The organism is Nonomuraea maritima, from assembly GCF_900100395.1.
In the GTDB taxonomy this organism is placed as follows: Bacteria; Actinomycetota; Actinomycetes; order Streptosporangiales; family Streptosporangiaceae; genus Nonomuraea; species Nonomuraea maritima.
Genome location: NZ_FNFB01000063.1, coordinates 1 through 6970, shown reverse-complemented (window position 1 = coordinate 6970; position 6970 = coordinate 1). Strand labels below are relative to the sequence as shown.

At 65.9% G+C, this 6970-nt stretch carries 6 protein-coding genes and 1 pseudogene; 6 read left to right on the top strand and 1 reads right to left on the bottom strand.

Annotated elements, in window-relative coordinates; all coding sequences use genetic code 11:
• The 6 genes and pseudogenes from BLR04_RS39185 to BLR04_RS39165 form a co-directional block, all read left to right on the top strand.
• Window positions 1-815: hypothetical protein (locus BLR04_RS39185; protein ID WP_218129352.1), on the top strand; the 815-nt coding region annotated here is incomplete at its 5' end.
• 99 nt (window positions 816-914) lie between these two features.
• Window positions 915-1930: pseudogene (locus BLR04_RS39180) on the top strand (IS5 family transposase).
• Between the two features lie 259 nt (window positions 1931-2189).
• On the top strand, window positions 2190-2804 hold the full coding sequence (locus BLR04_RS40310; RefSeq protein WP_342672339.1) for a trypsin-like serine protease: 615 nt from the start codon (window positions 2190-2192) through the stop codon (window positions 2802-2804).
• A gap of 944 nt (window positions 2805-3748) precedes the next feature.
• A complete protein-coding gene (locus tag BLR04_RS39175) occupies window positions 3749-4432 on the top strand; it encodes a hypothetical protein (RefSeq protein ID WP_090774234.1) in 684 nt (227 codons plus the stop codon).
• 898 nt (window positions 4433-5330) lie between these two features.
• Window positions 5331-6002, top strand: a complete 672-nt coding sequence (locus BLR04_RS39170) for a hypothetical protein (RefSeq protein WP_176903570.1) — start codon at window positions 5331-5333, stop codon at window positions 6000-6002.
• Window positions 6003-6285: 283 nt separating this feature from the next.
• The gene (locus tag BLR04_RS39165) at window positions 6286-6507 is read left to right on the top strand and encodes a hypothetical protein (RefSeq protein WP_143022444.1); all 222 of its coding nucleotides are present in this window, start codon (window positions 6286-6288) and stop codon (window positions 6505-6507) included.
• 179 nt (window positions 6508-6686) lie between these two features.
• Here the strand turns inward: BLR04_RS39165 and BLR04_RS41165 are convergent.
• On the bottom strand, window positions 6687-6970 hold a 284-nt coding region (locus BLR04_RS41165), incomplete at its 5' end, for a hypothetical protein (RefSeq protein WP_218129351.1).

The following is a 6970-nucleotide window of genomic DNA, read 5'->3' as shown; positions in this document are numbered from 1 at the left end:
CGCTGCTGGTGGTGCCCGTCGTGGTGCTGCGCCGCAGGCGGTGGGCGTCGCGGCTGGGCGCTGCGCTGCTGGCTCTGCTCGCTGTGGCCGCCGCCCTGCCGCCGTTCACCGGGTTGGGTGGGCCGAGCGAGGAGGAGATCCAGCAATATCTCGCGATTCAGGTCGCTGTTGGCGGACCCATCGACTTCGGGTTCGGTACCTATGGCGGCGCGTTGCGGTTCCTGCCCTGGGATGCCAACGACCTGCTGCTTCTCGCCGTGGCCTGCTTCGCCACGGCCGTTCTGCTGACGGCGCTCGGCCGCGCCGTCCATCGGAAGGGACGGCGTGAGTTTCGTCCGCTGCGCCGGCGGTGGCCGTTGGTCTTTTGGGGCGTCGCCCTGGTGCTGGTGAGCATTCCTCAAGCGATGGTGTGGAGCTCCCTCGCCGACGGGTCAGCCGAGTACTCGATCATGATTATGGACGGCAGCTGTTTCGGCAGTATGGAGGAGATCCTGCTAGGGCCTGCGATGGCCGTTCTGATCCTGATTCCGCAGCCGATCGTGCTGGGGGTGGGCTTCGGGCTCTGGGCGCTACTGGCACTCACCGGGCACCGCCCGCTGGGCCGGGTGGTGGGCTGGCTGACGTTGCTGCCTCTGGTGGTCCGTGACCTGATGATGAACTGGATGCCCGTGCTTGGGTGCGCGCAGTCTTCGGACGAGGCGATCGATCCCGTCACGATCGCATGGGTCCTGTACACGCTCCTCCCTATCGTCCTGGTTCTGCTGGCGGTACGGGTGCGCCGGGCAGCGGCTCCGAAGGAGGAACAACCCGTATGAGCGTGCGCACGCTTGCGGGCCCCCTTCTAGGGCCTGTACGGAGTTGAGATCAGAGGGATTGCCTGCGGTATAGCAGGCTGTCTCGGTAGGCCATCGGTCATGGCGCGTGGAGACCTCGCCGACGAGGAATGGTGCTTGATCGAGCCCCACTTACCGCTGGGTGAGTGGGGCCCGATCCCGGATCTGCGACGGCTGTTCAACGCTGTGATGTGGCGGTTTCGTACCGGCAGCCCGTGGCGGGACCTGCCGGCCGAGTACGGGCCATGGTCTACCGCCTACGACCGGTTCCGCTCCTGGGCGCTGAACGGCGTGTTCGAGCAGCTGATGCAGGCGATGATCGCCGAGGCCGCAGCCCGTGGGCAGGCCGACCTCGACCTGGTCAGCGTCGACTCCACCACCGCCCGCGCCCACCATCATGCCGCCGGGATGGTCTTGGACGGCGAGCTGAGCGCCGCGCTGGAAGAAGCCGCAGGGCAGGAAAAGGGGCTTCGCCAAAGGGGCAAAACGCCCGCGACGACGACAGCGGCGACGGGGACGGCGGGGACGGGGACGGCGGGGACAGGGACGGCGGGGACGGACGAAGGCGGCTACGACGCCGGCACCGGTTCCGGCTGAAGGCGGCCAAGCTGGGCCGCTCGCGAGGCGGCCTGACCAGCAAGGTGCATCTGTCGGCCGACCGTCGATGCCGTCCGCTGTCCTTCGTCCTGACTGCCGGCCAGGCCGGAGACAGCCCGCAGTTCCGCGCTGTGCTGGAGCGCATCAAAATCCGCCTGCCGATCGGGCGTCCGCGCACCCGGCCGGGCGCGGTGGCCGCGGACAAGGCGTACTCCTCCCGCGGCAACCGCGCCTACCTGCGCCGACGCCGGATCAAAGCGGTCATCCCGGAGAAGGTCGACCAGGCCGCCAACCGCAAGAGGCGCGGTTCTCGCGGCGGCCGGCCGATCACTCATGATCCCGATCTCTACAAGCAGCGCAACACGGCCGAACGCTGTATCAACCGGATGAAGGAGTGGCGTGGGCTGGCCTTCCGGTTCGACAAGACGCCCGACAGCTATCTGGCTGGCCTGCACCTACGCGGAGCCGTCTTATGGATTCGAAGCCTCCGACCAGCCTAGAGATCCGAACTCCGTACAGGCTCTAGCGGCCCTGCGCTCCGGATCCACTTGCCACCGGGCGGCATGGTTCCCATCTGCGTCTCTGCTAGAAGCACCCAGGTTGGAGCCGTCGAGACAGCGGTACGGCACGAACAGCATCGTCATCTGGCTGAACCCGGACGCCACCAGGCTCGAGACTCACGACACACGCAATAACGATAACGACGACTACGTCAACGGTGGGGGACGGTTCGTCAGCAACGCAGGATCCCAATGCACCATGGGCTTTGCATGGAATCAAGGGGGCGAAAGGCGCATAGTGACGGCGGGACACTGCCTGCCTGACGATGGATCTCTCGGTACCATCCCGTACGGGCTCCGCTTGTACAGCACCTGGAAGGATGGCACGGGATCAGTGAAGCTCCCTGGAAAGTCCACCACCCATGGAGATAGCGCACTAGTTTCGATGCTCAACCCGAAGAAGCCAACAGCGTCCATCTTCGTTGGCAGCGCAACGTCCGCTAGCAAGCGCCCGGTCAGGCGAAGCTGGACGCGGCGCGCTATGCCCGGAGATCTGTACTGTGTCGGAGGTGCGACATCGGGACAGATATGCAATTACGAAGTCGGGATCACCGAGGAAAGCTGGCCGTTGAACAATCCGGACGGATCATTCGCTGGCACCATCAACAAGGGCCAGAAGGGGGAAAGGCTAGGTTCATGCTCAACGGGGGGCGACTCCGGAGGGCCGGTCTACACCATCGAACCCGACGGCTACGTGATCGCAAAGGGGATCAACTCCGGCGGGAAGTCGGTCGGTCCCCTGTGTGCATCAATTTTCACCGACATCGATGATGTCCGTCGCGCGTATGGCGGCGACGTCATGAAGCGCCGATAGGAATAGATCACCTCAATGTCCTCAGCCCTTCTCGCAATAAGCAGCAAGGCACTGCTCGTGGCAACGGCGCTCCTCACCATGACCGCTTGCAGCCAGGCTCAATGGCAACAGATTCAGGTGGCGACATTATCACCGGACGAGCGCACATTGACCGTGGAAGTGAGCTTTGGGACGCCTGAGACCAGGCCCAGGGAATGCGAGCGGGTGACGGATACCGAGGTGCGCGAGTCTCCCTCCCAGGTAATCATCGGAGTGCAGGTGCATAACACCTGTTCGAGTCCTTGGCCCTGGGAGGGCGACACGCTCAGCATCGCCTATGTGCGCCGAGTATCGCTCCAGCTTCACCAGCCGCTCGCAGGACGGACAGTCTTGAACAATACTGGCCACAACCCCGTAGCGATCAACCGGTCGTAAGGCGCATTCTGAGTGCCCCAATCATTCACAGCGCGGCGGAGGATGTTACGTCCCTGCATTGCACGGAAGCCATGGTGCTGACGCCCTGGCAGGGACATGTGCGGGATGATCTCATAGCGCTCATGCGTCACGTGTGTTGTTTGCCCAGGTCAAGCCACCTGCGCAGCCTGAATAGCCCCCGCTCCCCTAAAGCGGTACTCATTGGGGCTGCCGCGGGGCTGCCGTTCCTCGGGCCTGGCGGCCCTGCGGTACGGGTCCCCTTGCCATTGGATGACGGGGCGGGTCGCCGGCCGGGGTGCCTGTGTACAGCAGCGGGATACAGCAACACCGCCTCATACGATCACACATCCCCAGGCCGCACGTACCACTAGACCAGGGCGAGGATCTCGCTACGTCGTGACTGGCACCCGTTTGCAATCAGGCAGTCATGCGCGGGCACCACCTGGGTCGCCAGTGCTGCGCTAGCTGAGACGGCCGGCGAAATGGGAGCATGCGGGGAGACGTTGGTGGCATCCGGTTGGATGAGGCTCATGACTGCTCGCGAGGTGGCGCGTCGGCTTCCCGGCACCCCGAAGCTCCGTGATCTTTGCCGGTCCATGGCGATGCTGGAGGCCATCCTGAGCCCAGAATGGTCCAGCCGCTACCACTCCTACGACGCCGACTGGGGCCCTGAGGAGGAACTGGCCTCGATGCGCAACGGCTCGGGAGACGAATACTCCATCGTCTTCGCTGCGGAGGGTACGTACATCCGCGGCTTCGCCCACGAGGCCGTGATGAGTCCTTATGGCAACGACGGGCCGTGGCCGGGCGTGCTCGACTCCGTCCCTGAGATGTTTCGTCAGCATGTGCAGGAGCCGGCGTTCTGCGACGAGCACGGCATGCCAGTCGTGACCGCTTGCCTGTGGCGCGCGGCCGATGACGACCGCTGGCGGGTGGGCGAGATCGACTATCCAGACGACGTGAGCGATCCCGATGGGGCGGCGTATCTGTTCACACGGCTTATCGAGCCTACGCCGGAAGCGTTCCGGCGGTTCGTGGAGGATTACTACGAAGTGTCCGTGGATCTCGATGCGGTGCGCCACGTATATGCCCTCCGTCCACTGACGCAGGCGGTGGTCACCGCGCTGAATGCTGACCTCTCCATAGAGGACCTCGCCAACGACCTTGCGGCAGCCCGGTATCCCTTCGTCGTCGGAGGCCGTGACGATCGCTGACTTCGGTGCTCGCCGTACGGGGCTGGGGCGATCGGCTGCCGCGGACCGACTTCGTCGGTCCTTAACACCGGGCACGGTGGGTGGCTGTGACGGCAACACTGACGGCAACGTCGGCCACCAGTCGCGTACGAACTGCACCGTGAGCAACCAACCAACCCAAGGTCAGTGCCGACGAGCGCGCTGATCGCTACACCTGAAAAGCGGAAGGTCGGCGGTTCGACCCTGCCCCTGACCACCAGCATGGAACAGCCAAGATGCCCCGTAGCGAAGATCGCTCCGGGGCGTTTTTGTTGTTCTGACGACAGTAGTCATAGCGGTCAGGTCGCAGGGGCTGGAGAATCCATGCTGTGAGCCGGACCGACGGCACGGTGCCGCTGCGCATGCAAGAGCAGGACGGCCGTCGTTACAGGCATGACGCGAGCGGGTCCTGCAACGGCATCGGCATAGACACGAGCATCGCTGAACTGAAGGCTCGGCAATGCGTTCGGTTGACCCTGCTACGGGTCGAGGAACCGGAACATCGCTACAGCGAGAAGTGGCTTTACTGGGGAACGTGGAAAAGCGCTCCAGGACCTCCTGGAGCGCTTCACGGATGAACTGCACCATCCGAGATTCGATCTTGTAGTCGCAGCACTTGCCGCCCTTCTTTGCGCAGCACCCGGACGGCTTCCGGGCCTTGTCCCATCCGCGCCGGCAGCACTGGCAGCCGGACCGAAGCGACGTCACGAACCGGCGGACGTCGGCAGCGTTGAGCTTGCCGAGGCGCTTCTTGCCCAGAGCGGGGATGAGCTAGCGACGGACGACGCGCTCGTACCCGGACGGAGGGAACGACTGTGACCACGTGGGCGTACCTTTGTGCTGATCGTTCGACACAGACACGCGTGAAGGAGCCCGTCGGGTGACCCGTACTCTGAGCTTACAAGCGCTGCGGCGACTGAGGACCACCCCCGGCGGGCAGCTCGACTGCCGGATCAGCTTCTCCGACGGACCGGGAGCTTCGCGGCCGGTCGCTTATGTGGAACGCGAGCTGCCGCCCAACGGCATATCCGCCTACCTCGCGGCTCGGAAGACGGGAGCCCGCTCCTTCGTTCTGTGGGCGGACGAGCACCGCCAGGCGCGGGTCGCCACCCTGGTCACCGTCTCCATGGGCAGCGGTCGGCCACAGTTCCAGGTGCTCGGCCCGCAGGGCGAACTGCTCGGTACGTTCACGCGCGACAAGGCGTTCAGCCGTGGACTGCGCACACGCTGGACGGTGAGCCGCGCCGGCAGCCCCGATGCAGTGGGATACAAGGGCCGGCTCTTCTGGTGGTGCGTGTGGTGGCTCTGCTCGCCTCTGCTGCCGCTCATCCTCGTGGCTGCCCTGCTCAACGGCGGCGGCGACTTCCCGCGCGGCCCCCGCCGTATCAAGTGGCGCTCCGGCGGACATGTCCCGCTGGAGTTCAAGTCGGCCGGTGACACGGTGCATCTGTATGCACCGGAGCTGGACTGGCGGCTCGGAGCCGCCCTCGTGGCCCTGATCCCCTCCTTCGACGGCTGGGTCGGCGACCCCTGGGACCGCAGGAGGGACTGACGGGCAGGGCGGCTTGCCGGCCGCTGGGGTCCTGCGGAATGTGCCTCCGCGTCGGCTCGTCGCCGGACACTGACTGGGGGATGAACGACTGGCCGTACGTCGGGCTTCGTCCCCGCCGTACAGCATGCGCCACGAGCGCCATGAACGTGGCGCGCCCGCCCCTCTGCTTACGCCACGTCCGGCCCACGCGGGCTGGTACAAATGGGGCATGAGCGAATCCGTCGGGTATCCCTCACAGCCGAACATGAGGTCGGCCCGGCGTGTCTACAGTCGGAGGTACCGCGTGTGGGCCCACGTGCTCCTGTGGACGCCGATCGCGCTCACGGTGGCCGGTGTCGTCCTCGGCCTGGGGCTGTTCGCAGTCGCTGACGCCGACCCGACGTACAGTTCGTCCGCGCTCGGCTATCTCGGCCTCGTCGTGTGGGGGGGCCTAATGGTCCTGTCGCCGGTCCTGCTCGGGTCGTTCATCGCCGGGCTGGTCATGCTGATCCGCACTCGCAGCTGAGGTCGAGGCGGGACGCGGCCCCGCCTCGACACGCTCCAGGCCGGCCGCCTGGACGACGTCGTGGTCGCGGATCGGGTGGGCGGGCCGCCGAGGAGGAGCGCGGACGCCTGCCAGGCGCCTTTTCCCGTCGTGGGCGGCGTGGACGACATGCCGGGAGCTCGGGCGCCCCGAGGGGAAGATCAGCGCTTCTTGGGGAAGGCGGCGCGCAGGGCGGGGCTGCGGGTGATGAACGCCACTCGGACGATGGGCAGTATGCAGACGGCCTGCATCGCGGCGTACCACAGGTGGCAGACCCCCGGAATCAGGTCGACGCCGATGACGTGGCCATTGCGGCGATCCCTGTGGCCGAGCTGCTCGTCGGTGTGGAGATGGCCGATGCGGCCCGGCGACCGAATCGCCAGGCCTTCGTGGACGAAGTCCTGGCGTTGATTCCCGTCGAGGAGTACACGACGGATGTCGCCAG